The sequence below is a fragment of the Rhodococcus sp. KB6 genome, assembly GCF_001445685.1.
GTDB classification, from domain to species: Bacteria; Actinomycetota; Actinomycetes; order Mycobacteriales; family Mycobacteriaceae; genus Rhodococcus_F; species Rhodococcus_F qingshengii.
Map to the genome: position 1 here is coordinate 619,725 of NZ_LNAK01000134.1, position 17,791 is coordinate 637,515.

Consider the following 17,791-nt stretch of genomic DNA (forward strand, 5'->3'; position numbering starts at 1 on the left):
ACCTCGAGGCTCGTTCGAGCGGTGGAACCCGGTGGTACCGTCCGTCGGTGAATCGTTGGTGGCAGATCGGACTTCTCGTCGCGGCGTGCGCGCTGCTGGCCACCGGGTTCCAATCCGTCACCGGCGTACACGGCGACGATCTCGCCGTGTACCGGACGGCAGGTCAGGCCGTCCTCGACGGCTCGAACCTGTACGACGAGTCGTTCAACGCGAGACTGCCGTTCACGTATCCGCCCTTCGCTGCGCTCGTCGCCGTTCCAGTCGCCCTGGGTTCCTGGGGTGCGGTCCAGTGGGGATGGAGTTTCGTCAGCCTCCTGATGCTGGCCGCGATCATCGTGCTCAGCTATCGCGAAGTCCCGTTCACACGTAAGCGGCCAGTCGTCGTCTACGTGGGTTTCCTGGTCCTGTGGACGGCGGCATCGCCGATCTCCGATCACCTCGGGTACGGCCAGGTCGGGTTGTTTCTGACTCTCCTGTGCTTGATCGACGTGCTGGCTCGACCACGGTGGATTCCCGAGGGTGTGCTGGTGGGGATCGCCGGCGCGGTCAAACTGGTGCCACTCGTCTACATCGGTTACTACGTGATCACCGGGCGCTGGAAAGCAGTTGCGGGCGGCCTCGCCGGCTTCCTCGGCGCCACGGCTCTGGGCTTTGCGGTTCTCCCGCGCCAGACGATCGACTACTTCGGCGACATCGCCTCACTCTCGGGGCGCGTCGCCGTCGGTGACCCGTCCGTGTTCGGTAACCAGTCCGTGCGTGGAATGGCCTTGCGGCTACTTCCCGAGGGCCTGGTGGGTCCGGCATGGCTCGTCGCCTGTGCGGTGTTGGGTGTCCTCGGAATTGTCGCGACGCGGCGCGCTCAGCGCCTGCGGGGCCATCTCGCCGGTTTCACGGTGGTGGCTCTGCTGGCGGCAATCGTGACTCCCATTGCCTGGACGCATCACTTCGTGTGGTTGGTGCCGGCGGTCGGTGTACTCCTCGTTCCGATCAAGTCTGGCGTGGGGGAGGGCACTCGATCGGTCCCTGTGTGGTCCTGGATCGCGATCGGTCTCACCGCTGTCGTAGTGCTGTTTCGGCTTCCTCGAGTCGGCGCGGACATGGATATCCCGGTAGTCGGCTTCGTGCTGGAGAATTCAATGCTCTGGGCGAGCCTCGCGGTAGTGCTCGCTCTGGCCGCCCCCGGCGTGAGTCGCATCGAACCCGAGACGGTCGACGCCGGCGATCCGAAATCGTCGCTGCAGACCTGAAAACGGGCCGCGACACGCGCATAGGCGTCGAAAATGCTCGAAAATTTTGGATGTGTCGGCGACCACGTTCATTCCCGCAGGTAACGATTTCGCACACTCGCACGGGGGTGTCGCACGCTATGGGTCGAAATACATTGTGTTACAGTCTATTTCGGTACTGTACGCACGTTCGTGTGGCGTCGAATTCGTCTCGATCCAGCCGAAAACGGTGACGATCCGTGACATCGATTCGACGCGCATAACCCACCGCGATCTGCATCGGACCGCGGGGGGTGGGTTAGCAATTCGCGCCAGGCGTGAGTACGGTCGCTATCGCTGCTGGTTATCAGCGGAATAGACAAAATTTGCACACGACGAGACGGAGGAACCGTGGCCCTTCCCCAGTTGACTGATGAGCAGCGCGCTGCTGCTTTGGAGAAGGCAGCTGCTGCCCGCAAGGCCAGGGCTGAGCTCAAGGAGCGCCTGAAGCGTGGCGGCACCGACCTCAAGCAGGTCCTCAAGGACGCCGAAGACAACGAAATCTTGGGCAAGATGAAGGTTTCGGCACTGCTCGAGGCGCTGCCCAAGGTGGGCAAGGTCAAGGCTCAGGAGATCATGACCGAGCTGGAGATTGCACCGACCCGTCGCCTTCGTGGCCTCGGTGATCGGCAGCGCAAGGCTCTGCTCACCAAGTTCGACTTCGAGGCCTGAGCCGACAAGTGATGATTGCTGACGCGGCAGTGTCTGATGATTGCTGACGCAACAGTGTCAGAGAGCAAGACCGCAGTGCGGAGGGGTCGGCTGGTTGTACTGGCCGGCCCTTCGGCTGTCGGTAAGTCCAGCGTCGTTCGCGAGCTGAGAACTCGGTTGCCTGAACTCGTTTTCAGTGTTTCGGCGACCACTCGCGATCCCCGTCCAGGTGAAGTGGACGGCAAGGACTACCGATTCACCTCCCGTGAAGAATTTCAACGGATGATCGACTCCGGTGAACTTCTCGAATGGGCGGAAATCCACGGCGGCCTGCAGCGCTCCGGCACCCCCGCAGCTCCGGTCGAAGAAGCGCTCGAAGCTGGAAAGCCCGTTCTCGTCGAGGTCGATCTCGCCGGAGCACGAGCTGTCCGCAAGGCGATGCCCGAGGCTCTGTTGGTGTTCATGGCTCCACCGAGCTGGGACGTTCTGGTGCAACGGCTGACCGGACGTGGAACCGAAACGGAAGACGTCGTGGCGCGCCGACTCGAGACGGCCCGAGTGGAATTGGCCGCACAGGACGAGTTCGACACGGTCATCGTGAACGAGGATGTAAGCCGTGCTTGCGATGAGTTGGTATCCTTGTTGGTTGGGAACTGATTCCGCACCATTCGGGAACCGATTTCCACCCCGTTTCTCAGATATCCGGATCGATAAAACTAGTTCTTCAATGAAGATCTAATTCAGGAGACACAAGAGTGAGCAGCACTTCAGCCGCGTCCGCAGCAGGTCAGGGCGCTCTGCCTGCCTACGACACCCCGCTCGGCATCACCAACCCGCCGATCGACGAGTTGCTCGAACGCACCTCTTCCAAGTACGCCCTGGTCATCTACTCGGCCAAGCGCGCGCGCCAGATCAACGACTACTACAACCAGCTCGGTGACGGCATCCTCGAATACGTCGGACCTCTGGTCGAGCCCGGTCTGCAGGAAAAGCCGCTGTCCATCGCGTTGCGTGAAATCCACGCTGATCTCCTCGAGCACACCGAAGGCGAGTGAGCACCACATCTGCCGCACCCGAACCTCGTTCGGGTGTCGGGGGAGTGTCCGACGCGCCCACATCGATACGTAAGCGCATTGTCGTCGGTGTCGGTGGGGGTATCGCCGCGTACAAGGCGTGCTCGATCATCCGCAGCTTCACCGAGAGCGGTCATCACGTCCGCGTGATTCCGACTGAATCCGCTCTGGAGTTCGTCGGGCGCGCGACGTTCGAAGCACTCTCCGGCAACCCGGTTCACACCGGCGTCTTCAACGACGTCCCGCAGGTTCCGCATGTCCGTCTCGGACAGGAAGCCGATCTGGTCGTCATCGCGCCGGCAACCGCTGATCTGATGGCGCGAGCGGTCATGGGTCGCGCAGACGACCTGTTGACGGCCACTTTGTTGACCGCGCGCTGTCCGGTCGTCTTCGCCCCAGCAATGCACACCGAGATGTGGGAGCACCCCGCAACGGTCTCGAACGTGGCGACACTGCGTTCGCGCGGCGTCCACGTGATCGAACCTGCCTCCGGGCGTTTGACAGGGAAAGACACCGGAGCCGGTCGACTTCCCGAACCCGACGAGATCGTCGGGTTGGCATCGTTGCTCCTCGAGCGCTCGGACGCGTTGCCGCGCGACCTGGAGGGTCGCCGCATTCTGGTCACCGCCGGCGGTACTCGCGAGCCGCTCGATCCCGTGCGCTTTCTCGGTAATCGCAGCTCGGGCAAGCAGGGCTACGCGCTCGCCCGTCTTGCCGCGCAACGCGGCGCGCACGTGACACTGATCGCCGGGTACACGGCTGATCTCGCCGACCCCGCCGCTGTCGACGTCGTGCACATCAAGACGGCCGAAGATCTCCGGTTGGCAGTGGAAAAGCACGCACCGGAACACGACGGAGTCGTCATGGCTGCGGCTGTCGCGGACTTCCGCCCCACCACCGTCGAAGGCAGCAAGATCAAGAAGGGCGCAAACGAACCCGACTCGATCAGCCTCACCAGAAATGCCGACATCCTCGCCGGTCTCGTCGAAGCGCGTCGTGACGGCGACTTGGATGCTCGAACGGTGATCGTCGGATTTGCCGCTGAGACCGGTGACGCCCATGGTGACGTTCTCACCTATGCCCGCTCCAAGCTTGCCCGCAAAGGTTGCGATCTCCTCGTGGTCAATGCGGTCGGCGAGGGCAAGGCGTTCGAGGTCGATCACAACGACGGTTGGCTGCTCGGTTCCGACGGCTCGGAGTCCGCTCTCGAACACGGATCCAAGGCTTTGATGGCCAGTCGAGTACTCGACGCCCTGGTCAAGCTCTTCCCCGAGTAGCGACACGCGCCCGGTGGTGAGAGTTACCCCACGATAATCGGGTGAGTACAAGGGTGTTGCGCAGGCGGTCCAACCGTTATCGTCGGCTCAGCCCCCAGCTAACAAAGCATGACAAAACGGTCACCGAACGGTGATTCGGATACTTCAATAAGCTGTAGTCAAGAACTCAGTCGTCGAGAGGGAGATCTGTGAGCAAGTCCGGCAGTCGGCTATTCACCAGCGAGTCCGTCACCGAGGGGCACCCGGACAAGATCTGTGACGCGATCAGCGACTCGATCCTCGACGCGCTGCTCACCCAGGACCCGCGCGCCCGCGTGGCCGTCGAGACACTGGTCACCACCGGCCAGGTTCACGTAGCCGGTGAGGTCACAACCACTGCGTACGCGGACATTCCGAAGATCGTGCGCGACACGGTCCTCGAAATCGGCTACGACAGCTCCGCAAAGGGCTTCGACGGAAATTCGTGCGGCGTCAACGTCGCGATCGGCGCCCAGTCGCCCGAGATCGCGCAGGGTGTCGATCACTCGCACGAGGCTCGCGTCGACGGAATCAGCGACGACGAGATCGACCGTCAGGGTGCGGGCGACCAGGGCCTGATGTTCGGCTACGCCACCACCGACACGCCGGAACTGATGCCGCTACCCATCGCGCTGGCTCATCGTCTCTCTCGCCGGTTGACCGAGGTCCGTAAGTCCGGCGTGCTGCCGTACCTGCGCCCGGACGGCAAGACCCAGGTCACCATCGAGTACGACGGTGACAAGGCTGTCCGTCTCGACACCGTGGTCATCTCCACCCAGCATGCCGCTGACATCGACCTCGACAACCTGTTGACGCCCGATCTTCGCGAGAAGGTGCTTCACTCGGTGCTGACCGACGTCAACCTCACCGATCTCGACACCTCCGATGTTCGTCTGTTGGTGAACCCGACGGGCAAGTTCGTCCTCGGTGGCCCGATGGGTGACGCCGGTTTGACCGGCCGCAAGATCATCGTCGACACCTACGGCGGAATGGCTCGCCACGGTGGCGGCGCGTTCTCCGGCAAGGACCCGTCAAAGGTCGACCGCAGCGCTGCCTACGCCATGCGCTGGGTGGCCAAGAACGCTGTTGCCGCAGGTCTGGCCGACCGCATCGAGGTTCAGGTCGCCTACGCCATCGGCAAGGCAGCTCCGGTCGGACTCTTCGTCGAAACCTTCGGCACCGAGAAGACCGATCCGGCACGGATCCAGAAGGCGATCACCGAGATCTTCGACCTGCGTCCGGGAGCGATCATCCGCGACCTCGACCTGCTGCGCCCGATCTACGCGCAGACGGCGGCATACGGTCACTTCGGTCGCACCGATATCGACCTCCCGTGGGAGAGCACCGATCGCGCCGACAAGCTGCGTAGCGCAGCTGGTCTCTGATCACTGACGTACAGACGGGGCGCGGGTGGGCGCGGAAAGAGTAGCGGCAGAAGTCGATCCGGTCGCCCGGGTGCTGCCGATGCTCCCGCTCGCTCACCTCGACCGTGAATTCGACTACCTCGTTCCTCGTGAACTCGAAGCGGATGCGCAGCCCGGAGTCCGGGTGCGCATCCGCTTCGCTGGTCGTCTGGTGGACGGTTTCATCGTCTCGCGCGAGGCGACCAGTGACCATCAGGGGAAGTTCGGCTGGCTCGAACGCGTCATCTCGTCCGAGCGGGTCCTGACGGCCGAAATCGCGCAAGTCGTCGATCGTGTGGCGGAGCGTTATGCCGGAACCCGTGCCGATGTTCTCCGTTTGGCGGTACCGCCGCGGCACGCGAAGGTCGAGGCGGAACCGTGGGGGCCCGCCGAGCCGCCGTCCGCTCCTGAACCGATCGAAAATGGTTGGCATCTCTACAGATTCGGTGACGCCTTCCTGTCCGCGATTCGCGAGTCGAAAAGCCCACGTGCGGTCTGGCAGGCGTTGCCTGGTGAAAACTGGCCACTGCGCCTGGCCGAACTGGCCGGGGCCGTAGCGGCAAGTGGTAAATCCGCGATCCTGGTTGTGCCCGATCAACGCGACCTGGACCGCGTCGTCGCCGCTTGTACCGAACTCTCCGGAGCGGATGCGGTGGTAGGTCTGTCCGCGGGCCTGGGGCCGGCCATGCGATATCGGAGGTGGCTCGCTGCACTGCGCGGGACCGCCCGGATCGTCGTCGGCACGCGGAGTGCTGTTTTTGCGCCGACGCCCGAGACCGGTCTTGTCGTCGTCTGGGACGACGGCGACGACAACTTGTCCGAGCCGCGGTCGCCGTATCCACATGCCCGCGAAGTTGCCGTCCTGCGTGGCTACGTCGCCGGGTGCGCCGTCGTGATCGGTGGGTTCTCCCGTACGGCAGAAGCGCAGGTACTCGTCGACTCGGGATGGGCGCACGATCTGGTCGCTACGCGGGACGTCGTTCGTGCCCACGCACCCAAGATCACCGCGCTTGCCGACAGCGATCAAGCCTTGGCCCGCGATCCGGGAGCCAGAGCGGCTCGTTTGCCCGCTATTGCATTCGCGGCCGCCCGGCGCGCTCTGGGTGAGGGCAACGGAGTCCTGGTACAGGTGCCTCGGCGGGGGTACGTACCGACCCTGGCCTGCGGAAAGTGCCGTGCCCCGGCACGGTGCCGTCGGTGCAACGGCCCACTGGCTCTTCCCGCTGCGGCAGGTCCCGACGGCGCCGGGACACCGGCGTGCCGCTGGTGCGGGGTTGCCGATGCCGCCTACCGATGTCACGCGTGCGGGGCGAAAGCGTTGCGCGCGGTGGTGGTCGGTGCCGGCCGGACCGCCGAAGAACTCGGGCGGGCGTTTCCCGGTGTGAAAGTTGTTCTGTCCGGGGGCAGTGATGTGGTCAAGGAACTGCCACACGGGCCCGCGTTGGTGGTCTCGACAGTGGGTGCGGAGCCGGTGATGACCGGCGGCTACGGCGCCGCGCTCTTGCTCGACGGTTGGGCACTGCTCGGCCGGCCCGATCTTCGCGCCGCCGAGGAAACACTCAGACGCTGGATGTCGGCTGCTGCCATGGTGATTCCGCTGTCCGAAGGCGGTGAAGTTGTGGTTGTCGCAGACTCGGGTATCCCGACGGTGCAGGCGTTGGTCCGATGGGATCCAGTGGGGCACGCACAGTCTCAATTCGAGGAACGGGACGAGGTCGGCTTTCCTCCGGCCGTTCACATGGCTGCGATCGACGGTGGATCCGCGGCAATTGCGGAGTTGGTGGATTCAGCTGATCTGCCGACAAGTGCTGTACTGCTCGGACCAGTGGAATTGCCTGCGGGGGAGAGGCTTCCGTATTCCGGTGAGGACGAGAGCGGTGTCGCGCCGGAGCGAATGCTGGTCCGCGTTCCACGCAAGGACGGTCGCGGCCTTGCGGACGCTCTGGCACATGCGAGGGCCGCGCGCAGTGCGCGGAAGTCTTCGGGTCCGGTCCGCATTCAGATCGACCCACGCCGCATCGGCTGAGTTTCGAGTTGTCGGAGGAATCCTTGCGCTACCCGATATGACGATATATCGTCGAACTATCAACGATAGTGATGGAGGTTCGACGATGGATGCAAGTTTCCCGAACGAGGGGATGTTCGGCCGGCGCGGTTTCTTCGGCGGTTTCGGCCGTGAGCAACGGCCACCATTTGTGATGTGGGTGCCGACGGACGACGGCGAGTCGGGCGATGGTCCCGGCGATCGAGACGGTGGACGACGCGGTCGACCGCACGAGCGGCCGGGCTTCGGTGACATGCCACGCAGAGGCCATCGGCGGGGGCGTTTCGGTCCAGACGGCGGACCCGGCCCCGGCTTCGGTCCGGGCGCTCAGTTCGGTCGCGGGCGAGGACGTGGCGGACGAGGTCGTCGAGGAGATGTGCGCGCTGCGATTCTGCTGTTGATCGCCGAAGAGCCGATGCACGGCTACGAATTGATTCAGCAGATCGTCGAGCGTAGTGGTGGAGTCTGGAAGCCGAGTCCGGGCTCCATTTATCCCGCGCTGTCCCAACTCGAGGACGAAGGACTGGTGATCATCGAAAAGGTTGCCGGCCGCAAAACCGCCAAGCTGACAGGAGAAGGCGTCGCGTACGTCGAGGAACATCGCGCCGATCTCGGGGCGCCGTGGGATGACGTTCGTCTCAGCGTAGGGGAGCCGGAGCAGGACCTTCGAGAACTGATCGGCCAGCTGATGGGCGCGGCCGGTCAAGTGGCTGCTGTAGGCACACCAGCGCAGGTCAAGGCCGCAGCCGACGTGCTTGTCGAGGCGCGCAAATCGCTCTACCGAGTGCTTGCCGGTGATGACTCCGATGAAGGCGGCAATTGAGACGTCGGATACCTACTGTTCGGTAGGGTATGCGCCTCGAAGTTTCTGGTGTTACGGTCAGCTCCCTCGTAGGATCAGAGCAGGAGCAGGAACAATGTCTGGCGTCAAACGGTCTGTGGGACTGACATTTTCGGTAGCAGTGGCGCTGCTGATCGGAGCACCGCCGGCGATATCGGCTGCAGCACCGACGCTCCCGTCTGCGAGTGCCGACGCGATGGATGTTCCCCTCGTCATCGGCCCAGGCCAGGTGTCGCGTTCGGTAGCCACCGCATTCGCTCATGCTCATCCAGGATCCGCACCTGCCGGATCGAACGATTTCGGCTGTGAGCCTTCCGGCACGCATCCCCGACCGGTTGTACTCGCGCACGGAACCGACACCGAGGCGTACGCGGATTGGGCGGCCCTGTCGCCGGCACTGGCAGCTGACGGCTACTGCGTCTTCGCCCTCAATTACGGCGGTGCGATCAAAGAAGAAGACGGGGACGTCGCACACGAGACCTACGGCGTCGGCGACATAGTCGGTAGTGCCACCGCGTTCGGTTCTTTCGTCGATCAGGTGCTGACCGCGACCGGCGCGGACAAGGTCGACGTCATCGGCTATTCGCAAGGCGCGACGGTGACGCGGTACTACGTCAACAAGATGGGCGGCGACGCCTACGTCGATCATTGGGTCGGTTTGGCTTCGCCGACCTACGGCGGGGTGATGTTCGGGTTGGTTCCGATCGTCCGCGCGATCCCCGGCGGAGAGGACTTTGTCGAAGACGTCTTTTCGCGAGCTGTCCGTGAGCAGATGCAGGGGTCGGATATGTTGAACGCCCTCAACGACGGCGGCGACACCGTACCCGGAGTGCGCTACACGACCATCGGGTCCACTGTCGACGAGATGATCCAGCCGTCCTCGAACATCGCGCTCCGCGATGCCGGTGCAGAAAACATCGTCCTCCAGGATCTGTGCCCGTCGAACCTGACCGGCCACTTCCGCATGCCGTACGACCCCTACGTGATCGACGTCATCCGGACGGTCCTCGACCCCGATGCCGAGCGGCACGCTTCGTGCAGCGCGGTGCCGCTCGGCACGGATATTCCGCAAGTGGTCATCGACGCAAATTCGTGAGCTGCAAATTCGTGCGCTGCTAACTCGTGAGCACCGAGATCACGTGGGTCGGGATGTTTACTCGGCGAGCTTGGCAGTGGCCTGCGCCCACAGGAAGAACTTGTTCGTTCCGAGGTCGCGGACGGTCTTGATGTTGAACGCTGCCTTCAAATGTTCTGCGTCCGAATCGCTTACGCCGTTGAGTGCCGCGACCGGGGCGTCCGCCAATTCTTCGACGGACTTTCCTGCGTAGGCCTTGTCGAACTTACTGTCGATGCCTGCCATCTAAGTTCCTCCGTGTGATCGGTGTATCCCGTATCAGCCTCCGCCGAGTGGCGACGACAGAAACAGTCAATACCGAGGACCGGTGAATGTGCAGGGTTCTGATCAAAGAAATTGCTGAGAAAGTGGTTCGGTGTGGCGCGAGGTAGGTCGTAGCTCTCGCAGTCCTTAGACTGACAGTTCCACCCACCGACACATCCGGGAGCATTTTCGTGAGTTGCAGTCCACCGCGTTCGACAGGCCGATCGGCTGATCAGAGTCCGAAGAGCCCAACGAAACGGGAGAGCTGACATGCGCGTCGTGTTCGCCGGAACACCCGAACCCGCGGTTCCTTCACTGCGTCGGCTCATCGAATCCGCCAACCACGAAGTGGTAGCCGTCGTCACGCGTCCGGACGCTGTGGCGGGCCGCGGTCGAAAAGTCGCCCGATCGCCGATCGGTCTGCTTGCCGACGAGCACGGCATCCCGGTGCTGACGCCGGCCAAGGCGTCCGATCCCGACTTCGCGGCCGAACTCGCCCGCCTCGAACCGGACTGTGCACCCGTCGTCGCCTACGGAAACCTGTTGCCGCAGAACGTCCTCGACATTCCGAAATACGGTTGGGTCAATCTGCATTTCTCGTTGCTTCCCGCGTGGCGCGGCGCCGCGCCGGTGCAGGCCGCGATCAGTGCCGGCGACGAGGTGACGGGCGCCAGCGCGTTCCGTTTGGAAGCCGGCATGGATACCGGCCCCGTGTACGGAGTGATGACCGAGCGGATTCGCGACACCGATACGGCGGGCGACCTGCTCGGACGTCTCGCGGAAAACGGCGCTGCCCTGCTCGAATCGGTACTCGACGGACTCGAGGCCGGCGAGATCAACGCGGTTCCGCAGTCTGCCGACGGCGTCTCGTATGCCCCCAAGGTGACGGTGGACGCGGCCCGCGTGCGGTGGGAACTGCCCGCTCCCACAGTGGACCGGCATATCCGGGCCGTCACACCCGCGCCCGGGGCATGGACGATGATCGGTGATCTTCGAGTCAAGGTCGGCCCGGTCACCGTCACGGACGAGACCCTGGCAGTCGGTGAGATCTCGGTACGCAAGGATGGTCTGTACATCGGTACCGCGACCACCGCGGTGCGACTCGGGCAGATTCAGCCCCCGGGCAAGAAATTGATGTCGGCAGGGGACTGGGCACGCGGTGCCCGACTCGACGCGGAGGTACGAGCACAGTGACCGAATCACGACGACCGGCACGGCGGACACAGGGTCCCGGAGCCAAGACCGGCGGCGGCGGCAAGAACACCAAGCCGAAGCAGGCCAAGCGGCCTGATCCGGCAACCGCCGGGCTCGATCAACCGCGTCTGGCGGCGCGTGACGTCCTGCGCGCGGTCCGTGAGCGTGACGCGTACGCGAACCTGGTTCTGCCAGGGCTCCTGCGTGACCGCAAACTCGACGCACGCGACGCTGCGCTGGCAACCGAACTGGCGTACGGCGCGGCACGTGCTCAGGGACTGCTGGATGCGGTGATCGCCCATGCAGCGGGTCGGCCGATCGAAGAGATCGACGGAACGCTGCTCGATGTACTCCGACTCGGCTCGTACCAATTGCTGCGCACTCGTGTCGCACCGCACGCTGCCGTCGCAACCTCGGTTGATCTGGTCCGCGCCGAAAACGGCCAGGGCCGAGCAGGATTCGTCAATGCGGTCCTGCGCCGTGTTTCCGAACGCACCCAGGAGGAGTGGGTCGAGCTGCTGGCCCCGAAGGACCCGGTCGGCCGGCTCGCCTTCGAGCACGCTCACCCCCTGTGGATCGCGCAGGTATTTGCCGACTCGCTCGGCGCTGCTGCCGGTGAACTCGAAGACGTCCTGATCGCCGACGACGCCCGCCCTGCAGTACACCTCGTCGCCCGCCCCGGCGAGATCTCCGCCGAGGAGCTAGCACTGGTGACCGGCGGCGAGATCGGGCCGTACTCGCCGTACGCCGTGCATCTCGACGGCGGTGACCCCGGACAGCTCGAGGCGGTCCGCCAAGGCTTGGCGGGCGTGCAGGACGAGGGCAGTCAGCTGGTGGCCCGCGCCCTCAGCATTGCTCCTCTCGAAGGTGAAGACTCCGGACGCTGGCTCGATCTCTGCGCAGGTCCGGGCGGTAAGGCAGCGCTTCTCGGCGCTCTCGCCGGTATCGAAGGCGGGCGACTCGACGCCGTCGAGCCCGTCGAACACCGTGCCGAGTTGATTCGCAAGACCACTCGCGAGCTTCCCGTGGACGTACACGTGGCGGACGGCCGCGAATCCGGGCTCGAACCCGGATACGACCGCATCCTCGTCGACGCTCCCTGCACCGGGTTGGGTGCGCTGCGTCGGCGCCCGGAGGCACGTTGGCGTCGCCAGCCGTCCGATGTGGCTCCGCTCGTGAAGTTGCAGCGTGAATTGCTTGCTGCCGCAATCGAACTGGTTCGCCCCGGCGGAGTGGTGCTGTACTCCACGTGCTCGCCGCACTTGTCGGAAACGCTGGCAGTGGTCGCCGATGCGGTGCGGCGTCATGGCGTCTTGGAACTCGACACCAAGGAATTGGTGCCAGGTGTCCCGGACGTCGGAGACGGATCGTCGGTTCAGTTGTGGCCGCATCGACACGGCACGGACGCTATGTTCATGGCCGCTTTGCGCAAGCCGCTGGCCTGATCCCATGACTTCTGGGCATCGGTAGTCGTATGGTGCCTACATGGTTACGTGGGAACAGGTTGTAGTACTGGGTTCGGCTCTTCCCTCCGTGGAAGAGTCGACCTCGTACAACACCCCGGCACTCAAGGTGGCAGGTAAAACTTTTGCACGGCTCCGCACCGAAGCGGAGGGCGCTTTGGTCGTGATGTGCGGTCTGGACGAGAAGGAGGCGCTACTCGCCAGTGGCGAGGCGGCTTTCTTCACCACCGATCACTATCACGGGCACGGCTCGATCCTCGTGCACCTCGAACTGATCGACGAGGTGCAGTTGGGTGAGATGCTTGAAGACGCGTGGCGGATCAAGGCACCGGCCAAGGTGCGAAAGCTCCACACCGTCGTCAAGAACTGATCTGATTGCACCGGCTCCGATGTGCATGCACGGTCGGCAATGAGACACAGCTAAACTCGGCGTCGTGGCTTCCCCGATGATTGCACCGTCCATTCTGTCCGCAGATTTTGCTCGACTCGCTGATGAAGCGACTGCCGTGTCCGGCTCCGACTGGCTTCACGTCGACGTGATGGACGCGCATTTCGTTCCCAATCTCACGCTGGGTCTGCCGGTGGTCGAGAGTCTGCTGAAGGCGACGGATATTCCGCTCGACTGCCATCTCATGATCGAGAATCCGGAGCGCTGGGCGCCGCCGTACGCCGAGGCCGGTGCGTACAACGTTACGTTTCACGCCGAGGCCACCGACGATCCGCGTTCGGTTGCCCGCGATATTCGTGCAGCTGGTGCCAAGGCGGGGCTGAGCATCAAGCCTGGAACCCCGATCGACGACTACCTGGAAATCCTCAAGGACTTCGACACCCTCTTGATCATGAGCGTCGAACCCGGATTCGGTGGTCAGTCCTTCATGCCTCAGGTGCTCGACAAGGCACGCGCAGTTCGAAAGCTCGTCGACTCGGGTGAGCTGACGCTCCTTGTCGAAATCGACGGCGGCATCAACGCTTCCACGATCGAGCAGGCCGCTGAAGCAGGGATCGACTGCTTCGTCGCCGGTTCGGCGGTGTACGGAGCGAGTGATCCCGGTGAGGCGGTGCGCAAGCTGCGCGCGCAGGCCGCCTCGGCGTCACCGCACCTGACGCTGTCGGTCTGAGCCGCTCGATGGCAAAGGGTGGACAGGCGTCGACGGCTGATCTCGACGCCGCGATGCAGATCGCGCTGGCCGCAGCTGATTCCGCGCGCGGATTCACCAGCCCCAACCCACCGGTCGGCGCGGTCATCCTCGCTGCCGACGGAACCATCGCGGGCGTCGGTATGACGCAACCGCCCGGTGGACCGCACGCCGAGGTTGTAGCTCTCGACGAGGCCGGCGATGCGGCACGTGGCGGTACGGCAGTGGTGACACTGGAACCGTGCAATCACCAGGGACGAACCGGCCCTTGCTCGCAGGCATTGATCGACGCCGGAGTCTCGGCGGTTGTCTACGCCGTCGGTGATCCCAATCCCGAGGCTTCCGGCGGCGCAGCGACGCTCATGCGCGCTGGAATCAGCGTCACGGCCGGACTGAGAGCACCCGAGGTGGAAGCTGGTCCACTGCGGGCCTGGCTGCACAAACAGCGCACCGGTCGCCCGCACATCACGTGGAAGTACGCGGCCAGTCTGGACGGACGCAGCGCCGCCGAGGACGGAACGAGTCAGTGGATCACCGGTCCGCAGGCGAGGGCGCGCGTGCATGCGCAGCGAGCGCAGATCGATGCGATCGTGGTCGGTACCGGCACCGTGTTTGCCGACGATCCGTGGCTGACCGCACGTCAGCCCACCGGTGAGCTCGCGGCGCACCAGCCCGTTCGCGTCGTCGTCGGAAAGCGCGAAATACCCTCGACGGCAAGCATTCTCGACGACACCGCACCGACTCTGGTGCTCAACACCGACAACATCGACGAAGTAGTCGAGGCGTTGGGGGAGTACACGGACGTACTTCTCGAGGGTGGGCCCCGTCTGGCCGGAGCATTCCTTGCCGCCGGATATGTCGACGTCATAGAGGCATACATCGCTCCGATCCTGCTCGGCGCGGGCGCCTCCGCACTCGTCGATGCCGGAGTGCACACCATCACCGACGCCCACCGATTCCGTTTGGAGTCTGCGGTAACGATCGGCCCCGATATTTTGTTGAGTCTGGTTCCGGAGAGTTCTGCTCCGGGGAACGAGGAGTAGGGCGCGTGTTCACAGGAATTGTGGAAGAACTCGGCGAAATTGTCGCCAAGGAAGAACTGGTCGATGCTGCACGTTTCACGGTGCGCGGGCCACTGGTCACCTCCGACGCCGGCCACGGTGATTCAATCGCGGTCAACGGAGTGTGCCTGACGGTGGTCGACGTGCTTGCCGACGGTTCGTTCACCGCAGATGTCATGCAGGAAACCCTGAACCGCTCGAGCCTGGCGAAATTGGATGTCGGCTCTCGCGTCAACCTCGAGCGTGCCGCGGCGCTGAACAGCCGACTCGGCGGCCACCTGGTTCAAGGGCATGTCGATGGAACAGGCCACGTCATTTCCCGCTCGCCGTCCGAGAACTGGGAGGTAGTGCGGATCGCACTGCCCGACTCCATTTCCCGTTACGTCGTGGAGAAGGGTTCGATCACCGTCGACGGAGTCTCGCTGACGGTCTCCGCGCTGGGCGGAGACCGCGGGTTCGAGTACTTCGAGATCTCGCTGATCCCGACAACGCTCGAGTTGACGACGCTCGGAACCGCTGTGGTCGGTACGCCGGTCAACCTCGAGGTGGACGTGATCGCGAAGTACGTCGAGCGGCTTCACTCTGCCGGTCGGTAGGACCAGGCTGATCGGACCCGTCCGATTGGTCGTAGGGTTGTCAGTGCATCCGTCGGATGCACTTGTTGTATTCGATGATGTGAAAAGTCAAGACTTTGGAGTGCGAGCACGTGACCAGGTTCGACAGTATCGAGCGCGCAGTAGCAGATATCGCTGCAGGTAAAGCTGTTGTCGTCGTGGACGACGAGGATCGCGAGAACGAGGGCGACCTCATCTTCGCCGCCGAGAAAGCCACCCCGGAACTGGTGGCGTTCATGGTCCGGTACACCTCCGGCTACCTGTGCGTGCCGCTCGACGGTGACGATTGCGATCGGCTGGGCCTGCCCCCGATGTACGCCACCAACCAGGACAAGCACGGCACGGCGTACACCGTCACCGTCGACGCCCGTGAGGGAATCGGTACCGGCATCTCGGCGTCGGACCGCGCTGCGACGATGCGTCTGCTCGCCAACCCCGAATCCGGTGCCAACGATTTCACTCGCCCCGGTCACGTCGTTCCGCTCCGCGCGAAGGAAGGCGGAGTACTGCGTCGTCCTGGCCACACGGAAGCTGCAGTCGACCTCGCCCGCATGGCGGACCTGCGTCCTGCCGGCGTCATCTGCGAAATCGTCAGCCAGAAGGACGAAGGCGCGATGGCTCAGACCGACGAGTTGCGAGTCTTCGCCGACGAACACAACCTTGCTCTGATCTCGATCGCCGACCTCATCGCGTGGCGTCGCAAGCACGAGAAGCACGTGCTGCGCATCGCCGAGGCCCGCATCCCCACCCGCCACGGTGAGTTCACCGCTGTCGGCTACACGAGCATCTACGACGAGGTCGAGCACGTTGCGCTGGTGCGCGGCGACATCGCAGGCCCCGACGGCGACGGTAGCGACGTACTCGTCCGCGTTCACTCCGAGTGCCTCACCGGCGACGTCTTCGGTTCGCTGCGGTGCGATTGCGGCCCGCAGCTCGACGCCGCACTGGACATGGTCGCCCAGGAGGGCCGCGGCGTTGTTCTGTACATGCGCGGGCACGAGGGTCGTGGCATCGGTCTCATGCACAAGCTGCAGGCCTACCAGCTCCAGGACGCCGGTTCCGACACCGTCGACGCCAATCTCGAACTCGGCCTACCGGCGGACGCCCGCGACTACGGCATCGGTGCGCAGATCCTCGTCGATCTGGGGATCTCGTCGATGCGTCTGCTGACCAACAACCCGGCCAAGCGTGTGGGTCTGGACGGCTACGGCCTGCAGATCACCGATCGTGTTCCGATGCCGCTGCGCGCGAATGCGGAGAACCTCACCTACCTGCGCACCAAGCGCGATCGGATGGGTCACGATCTGATCGGACTGGACGAGTACGAGGCGAACCAGAACACCGCACAGCCGGGAACCGCACTGTGAGCGGCGAAGGTCAGCCGCAGCTCGCGATCGCCGAGGCCAAGGATCTGAAGCTGGCGATCGTTGCCGGGCAGTGGCACGCGACGATCTCCGAGGCTCTGATCGCCGGCGCGCAGCGCGTCGCGCAGGAGGCGCAGATCAAGGACGTGACACTGGTCCGTGTCGCCGGCGCGATCGAACTGCCGGTCGTTGCGCAGGCATTGGCGCGCACGCACGACGCCGTCGTCGCACTCGGTGTTGTCATCCGCGGCGGCACGCCGCACTTCGAGTACGTGTGCGACGCGGTCACCGCGGGCCTCACACGCGTCTCGCTCGACGAAAGCACCCCCGTGGGGAACGGTGTCCTGACCACCGACACCGAGCAGCAGGCTCTTGACCGTTCGGGTCTGCCGGGTAGCGTCGAGGACAAGGGCGCACAGGCCTGCGCCGCCGCACTGGACACCGCAGTGACCCTGCGCCATCTCCGAGCACCTTGGACCGAGGATTCGTTTCGATGAGTACACCCGGCGACAACGAGAACTGGGAACTGATCGCGTCACCGCGTAAGTCGACGCGATACGCGATCGGAGTTGCCGTCCTCCTGGTGATCGTTCACGTCACACTGGCACTCCTGCTTCGCCAGGGGTCCACCGGCGTGTACTTCCGTGCCGCGGACCAGATCGCGATGGCAGGCATCGGCACCATTCTGGCTCTCGGTGTGCTGATGTTGACGCGGCCCCGGGTCAAGGTGGGCAAGCAGGGTATTGCCGTACGAAACATCCTGGGCGAGAAGATCGTCGACTGGGATCTGTTCGAGGGACTCTCGTTCCCCGACGGTGCCGCCTGGGCACGCATCGAATTGCCCGACGACGAGTACATGGCAGTGATGGCGATCCAGTCCAACGACCGCGAGTACGCCGTCGACACGGTCGGTAAGTTCCGCGAACTGGCCGACCGCTACGCACCGGTCGCGCACAAGAGCAACTGACGTCTTCCGACCGGTTCGGTGCCCGCATCCTGCGCGTTTCCG

The 17,791-nt window shown here is 64.2% G+C and carries 19 protein-coding genes; 18 read left to right on the top strand and 1 reads right to left on the bottom strand.

Annotated features, from left to right (window positions below; all coding sequences use genetic code 11):
* The first annotated feature begins 47 nt into the window (after nucleotides 1-47).
* From ASU23_RS22875 to ASU23_RS22920, 9 genes are all read left to right on the top strand, one after another.
* Entirely contained in the window at nucleotides 48-1,247 is a 1,200-nt protein-coding gene (locus tag ASU23_RS22875; protein WP_253741437.1) for a glycosyltransferase 87 family protein, read from the top strand.
* A 369-nt stretch (nucleotides 1,248-1,616) separates the two neighbouring features.
* Entirely contained in the window at nucleotides 1,617-1,937 is a 321-nt protein-coding gene (mihF, locus tag ASU23_RS22880; protein ID WP_003944825.1) for an integration host factor, actinobacterial type, read from the top strand.
* Nucleotides 1,938-1,973: 36 nt separating this feature from the next.
* A complete protein-coding gene (gene gmk / locus ASU23_RS22885; RefSeq protein ID WP_003944801.1) occupies nucleotides 1,974-2,573 on the top strand; it encodes a guanylate kinase in 600 nt (199 codons plus the stop codon).
* A 98-nt stretch (nucleotides 2,574-2,671) separates the two neighbouring features.
* Nucleotides 2,672-2,971, top strand: coding sequence for a DNA-directed RNA polymerase subunit omega (gene rpoZ / locus ASU23_RS22890; RefSeq protein WP_003944996.1), 300 nt, complete (start codon nucleotides 2,672-2,674; stop codon nucleotides 2,969-2,971).
* Between the two features lie 44 nt (nucleotides 2,972-3,015).
* The gene (gene coaBC / locus ASU23_RS22895) at nucleotides 3,016-4,266 is read left to right on the top strand and encodes a bifunctional phosphopantothenoylcysteine decarboxylase/phosphopantothenate--cysteine ligase CoaBC (protein WP_253741448.1); all 1,251 of its coding nucleotides are present in this window, start codon (nucleotides 3,016-3,018) and stop codon (nucleotides 4,264-4,266) included.
* 188 nt (nucleotides 4,267-4,454) lie between these two features.
* A complete protein-coding gene (gene metK, locus ASU23_RS22900; RefSeq protein ID WP_003944827.1) occupies nucleotides 4,455-5,669 on the top strand; it encodes a methionine adenosyltransferase in 1,215 nt (404 codons plus the stop codon).
* A gap of 25 nt (nucleotides 5,670-5,694) precedes the next feature.
* Nucleotides 5,695-7,713, top strand: coding sequence for a primosomal protein N' (locus tag ASU23_RS22905; protein WP_082661447.1), 2,019 nt, complete (start codon nucleotides 5,695-5,697; stop codon nucleotides 7,711-7,713).
* An 85-nt stretch (nucleotides 7,714-7,798) separates the two neighbouring features.
* Entirely contained in the window at nucleotides 7,799-8,554 is a 756-nt protein-coding gene (locus ASU23_RS22915) for a PadR family transcriptional regulator (RefSeq protein ID WP_321208808.1), read from the top strand.
* Between the two features lie 94 nt (nucleotides 8,555-8,648).
* The gene (locus tag ASU23_RS22920; RefSeq protein ID WP_058038762.1) at nucleotides 8,649-9,668 is read left to right on the top strand and encodes a triacylglycerol lipase; all 1,020 of its coding nucleotides are present in this window, start codon (nucleotides 8,649-8,651) and stop codon (nucleotides 9,666-9,668) included.
* Between the two features lie 57 nt (nucleotides 9,669-9,725).
* Here ASU23_RS22920 and ASU23_RS22925 read toward each other — a convergent pair whose 3' ends face one another.
* A complete protein-coding gene (locus ASU23_RS22925) occupies nucleotides 9,726-9,932 on the bottom strand; it encodes a hypothetical protein (RefSeq protein ID WP_003944900.1) in 207 nt (68 codons plus the stop codon).
* 288 nt (nucleotides 9,933-10,220) lie between these two features.
* Between ASU23_RS22925 and fmt the strand changes: the two genes are divergently transcribed.
* The 9 genes from fmt (at nucleotide 10,221) to ASU23_RS22970 (ending at nucleotide 17,749) form a co-directional block, all read left to right on the top strand.
* Nucleotides 10,221-11,144, top strand: a complete 924-nt coding sequence (fmt, locus tag ASU23_RS22930; RefSeq protein WP_058038763.1) for a methionyl-tRNA formyltransferase — start codon at nucleotides 10,221-10,223, stop codon at nucleotides 11,142-11,144.
* Nucleotides 11,141-12,589: an RsmB/NOP family class I SAM-dependent RNA methyltransferase gene (locus ASU23_RS22935; protein ID WP_058038764.1), complete on the top strand. Its 1,449-nt coding sequence runs from the start codon at nucleotides 11,141-11,143 to the stop codon at nucleotides 12,587-12,589. The genes fmt and ASU23_RS22935 overlap by 4 nt, the downstream gene beginning before the upstream one ends.
* A gap of 40 nt (nucleotides 12,590-12,629) precedes the next feature.
* The gene (locus ASU23_RS22940; RefSeq protein WP_003944924.1) at nucleotides 12,630-12,977 is read left to right on the top strand and encodes an MmcQ/YjbR family DNA-binding protein; all 348 of its coding nucleotides are present in this window, start codon (nucleotides 12,630-12,632) and stop codon (nucleotides 12,975-12,977) included.
* Between the two features lie 64 nt (nucleotides 12,978-13,041).
* Nucleotides 13,042-13,725 carry a ribulose-phosphate 3-epimerase gene (gene rpe, locus ASU23_RS22945; RefSeq protein WP_019748384.1) on the top strand — a complete coding sequence of 228 codons (684 nt, stop codon included), beginning with the start codon at nucleotides 13,042-13,044 and terminating at the stop codon, nucleotides 13,723-13,725.
* Between the two features lie 8 nt (nucleotides 13,726-13,733).
* Entirely contained in the window at nucleotides 13,734-14,786 is a 1,053-nt protein-coding gene (gene ribD / locus ASU23_RS22950; protein ID WP_030536416.1) for a bifunctional diaminohydroxyphosphoribosylaminopyrimidine deaminase/5-amino-6-(5-phosphoribosylamino)uracil reductase RibD, read from the top strand.
* Nucleotides 14,787-14,791: 5 nt separating this feature from the next.
* On the top strand, nucleotides 14,792-15,400 hold the full coding sequence (locus tag ASU23_RS22955) for a riboflavin synthase (protein WP_003944892.1): 609 nt from the start codon (nucleotides 14,792-14,794) through the stop codon (nucleotides 15,398-15,400).
* A gap of 110 nt (nucleotides 15,401-15,510) precedes the next feature.
* A complete protein-coding gene (locus ASU23_RS22960) occupies nucleotides 15,511-16,785 on the top strand; it encodes a bifunctional 3,4-dihydroxy-2-butanone-4-phosphate synthase/GTP cyclohydrolase II (protein ID WP_003944833.1) in 1,275 nt (424 codons plus the stop codon).
* The gene (gene ribH / locus ASU23_RS22965; RefSeq protein WP_003944999.1) at nucleotides 16,782-17,279 is read left to right on the top strand and encodes a 6,7-dimethyl-8-ribityllumazine synthase; all 498 of its coding nucleotides are present in this window, start codon (nucleotides 16,782-16,784) and stop codon (nucleotides 17,277-17,279) included. The genes ASU23_RS22960 and ribH overlap by 4 nt, the downstream gene beginning before the upstream one ends.
* Complete coding sequence (locus ASU23_RS22970; protein ID WP_003944987.1) at nucleotides 17,276-17,749, top strand: PH domain-containing protein; 474 nt, start codon at nucleotides 17,276-17,278, stop codon at nucleotides 17,747-17,749. Before ribH ends, ASU23_RS22970 begins: the two co-directional genes overlap by 4 nt.
* The last annotated feature ends 42 nt before the right edge of the window (nucleotides 17,750-17,791 follow it).